At 36.2% G+C, this 2,476-nt stretch carries 4 protein-coding genes; all 4 read left to right on the top strand.

All coding sequences use genetic code 11. The features are described 5' to 3' along the window. Positions 1-370: 370 nt before the first annotated feature. The 4 genes from BCT34_RS06970 to BCT34_RS06955 all read left to right on the top strand — a co-directional run bounded on the left by BCT34_RS06970 (position 371) and on the right by BCT34_RS06955 (position 2,457). A complete protein-coding gene (locus BCT34_RS06970; RefSeq protein WP_083702768.1) occupies positions 371-877 on the top strand; it encodes a hypothetical protein in 507 nt (168 codons plus the stop codon). Continuing rightward, on the top strand, positions 877-1,533 hold the full coding sequence (elbB, locus tag BCT34_RS06965) for an isoprenoid biosynthesis glyoxalase ElbB (protein ID WP_076651497.1): 657 nt from the start codon (positions 877-879) through the stop codon (positions 1,531-1,533). Before BCT34_RS06970 ends, elbB begins: the two co-directional genes overlap by 1 nt. Continuing rightward, positions 1,526-1,936, top strand: coding sequence for a hypothetical protein (locus BCT34_RS06960; protein ID WP_076651496.1), 411 nt, complete (start codon positions 1,526-1,528; stop codon positions 1,934-1,936). The genes elbB and BCT34_RS06960 overlap by 8 nt, the downstream gene beginning before the upstream one ends. Positions 1,937-2,271: 335 nt before the next feature. After that, complete coding sequence (locus BCT34_RS06955) at positions 2,272-2,457, top strand: TraY domain-containing protein (RefSeq protein WP_076650956.1); 186 nt, start codon at positions 2,272-2,274, stop codon at positions 2,455-2,457. Positions 2,458-2,476 lie beyond the last annotated feature (19 nt).

Raw genomic sequence — 2,476 nt, 5'->3', positions numbered from 1 at the left:
TGTATAGATGACCTTAGTTCGCGCTTTAAGTTGTTGATAATAATCAGATTATCGAACCCCTAATATAACTAATATATATAATTATATTTAATGTTCTTGAATAGAAAACTACCGCGCAATCCACGGCCGGAAATTCGAGTCGAGTAAGCGGAGCGTTCGAGGCTTGGATTTCGGTCTAGCAAGCGAAGCGCGGTAGTTAATCGCAACATCAAAAAATACTGACGCGCTGCGCTTGTCGGCTTCACACTGAATCTACACGCAAGCGTATAGCATCCAGCGCAAACCTAAATGAGATGCTCTTTCCATTTGTAAAATCACCTTTCCTGTATAAAAAATAATGATTATTATATGTTTTTTACGGGGGTGTTAATTGAAGTATTGGATCAAGCTCAGTCTATTGGTTTTGTATGGTGTTGTAGGAATTTCAGGTTGGTACAATTATTCTAAAATATCAGCTAATCAAACTTCCAACATAGTTTATGACCGCTTATCTCCAGAGATGACAGTTTCATATGTCAGGTCAGTTGTCTGGTATCACTCTAGAGGAAAATTACAAGAACTCCGTTCTATTTTAAATGACGATAATATATCGAATAAAGAACGAGTGAAAATACGAATAACTAATATGTTGAAGCACAGAACACGCGCGTACATACGAGACATGAACAGTTTGAACTCTCCGATAACGCATCTTGGTAGCTGGTATCAAGATAATTTTGATTTTGATGACTTTTTAACAGATGTGTTTAATGTAAGTTTTGATGATAATTATACAGTTGATAAAAAGATAAGATATGTGACTGATATAATGGAAGAATATCAAAATGAAACCACTTTAAGATTAATTGATAAATTTAAAAAACAAAGGGGAATTTAATGAAAAAAGTTGCAGTTTTACTTTCTGGTAACGGGGTCTTCGATGGTGCTGAAATCAACGAAGCAGTATTGACATTACTTGCTCTTGAAGAATCAGGGTTGGAATATCAATGCTTTGCGCCTAATCGAAATCAACACCATGTAATTAATCACGTTACAGGTGAAGAGATGCCCGAAAGCAGAAATATAATGATAGAAGCCTCAAGAATTGTTCGAGGAAACATTCAGTCTCTAGCTGAATGCAAAGCGGATGATTTTTCCGCGCTATTGGTCGTTGGGGGCTTTGGTGTTGCAAAGAATTTTTCTGATTTGGCGTTCAAAGGTCAAGAACTGAGTGTTGCTCCTGACTTTATGTCTGTCTGCTCTGATTTTAAAGAAGAGAACAGGGTGTGTGGTTACATGTGTATTGCTCCAGCTCTTTTGCCGCTGATTTATAATGATGTGGAAACAACAATCGGTAATGACAAAGATACAGTTTCTTGTATTGAATCACTTGGCGGTAAGCATATATGCGCTAAAGTTGATGAGGTCGTTATTGACGTAAAAAACAAAGTCGTCACAACTCCTGCTTACATGCTTGCCACTAATTTAGTGGACGCTAAAAAAGGAATTGATAAATTGGTAATGGAAGTTAAGAGTATGATTCTGAGTGCTTGAGTTTTTCCTTGCTTCAAGCGTGATGTTGTCGGTAGGAATTGTTCTAATTGTGTTTGAAATGCAATCAGAGCATTCTAAAGCTGATCTTAAAAAAGAAGTACACCGCATCATTTTTTCAGGAAGAAAACTAATCATTGATGACTTTTTCATTATAGCTTCTTTCCGTGAGGGTTCACTTAATTGCTCAATTTTTGAATATCTTGATGGGAACAAAAACAGAAAGGTAAGTTTAGTCGAATTAGAAAAGAATGTTTTTAAAGGTAGAGAGATCATCTTTTATAAAATTGTAGATAATATGGGTTTTAAGTCAGACCTTAAAAAGGTGTTGTTTACAATTGAAAGTGATTACATCATTTATCACCCTGAAAAAATAAACACACTAAGCCAGATTAAAGTCAACTAAAAGATACACATACCCTGTGATGCACAACACATTTTAAAGGAGTCCGATTTTATCGGACTCCTTTTTTTTGATTCTGATTCTATCTGACTCGTTCGGAGTCATTGTTTCGGCCTATTTATCGATAAAATTTGTTGATAGCATTCTTGTTGTGAAAATTAGGTTATTTGAAAATAAATAAATTATTTTTTTGATGTAAAACAATGACTTATTTAGCTTGAGTATATTTATACTCGTTCCATGTTGTTCTTTTATGTGGAATGATAATTAGCACAGATTCACTAAGCAGCGATAAAAATATGTTGCCAGTGTTCAGTGATTAGAAAGTTATAAGGTCGATGATGACAAAGAAAAATGGGACATCCGTCAATGTGCTTCTGGGTGACAAGCACAACGCCATGCTTGACCGCTCAAAAGAGTTAAGCGGAAGAAGCAAGCGCCAAGAGGCTTCGAAACGGCTTGCCGATCATTTAGAACGCTTTGGTGAACGATGGGAGCAGCCTGTGAGTCAGGATAAGGCGTGAATTTTTGCCTAAAGCGATC

Origin of the sequence: Vibrio sp. 10N.261.45.E2 (assembly GCF_002875705.1) — a bacterium.
In the GTDB taxonomy this organism is placed as follows: Bacteria; Pseudomonadota; Gammaproteobacteria; order Enterobacterales; family Vibrionaceae; genus Vibrio.
The sequence above is the reverse complement of the archived record's forward strand: the minus strand, read 5'-3'. Positions and strand labels throughout refer to the sequence as shown.

Bases quoted from the DNA above. Each gene is read 5' to 3' on its own strand.
- elbB (WP_076651497.1), top strand. From the start codon at position 877: ATGAAAAAAGTTGCAGTTTTACTTTCTGGTAACGGGGTCTTCGATGGT.
- BCT34_RS06955 (WP_076650956.1), top strand. From the start codon at position 2,272: ATGATGACAAAGAAAAATGGGACATCCGTCAATGTGCTTCTGGGTGAC.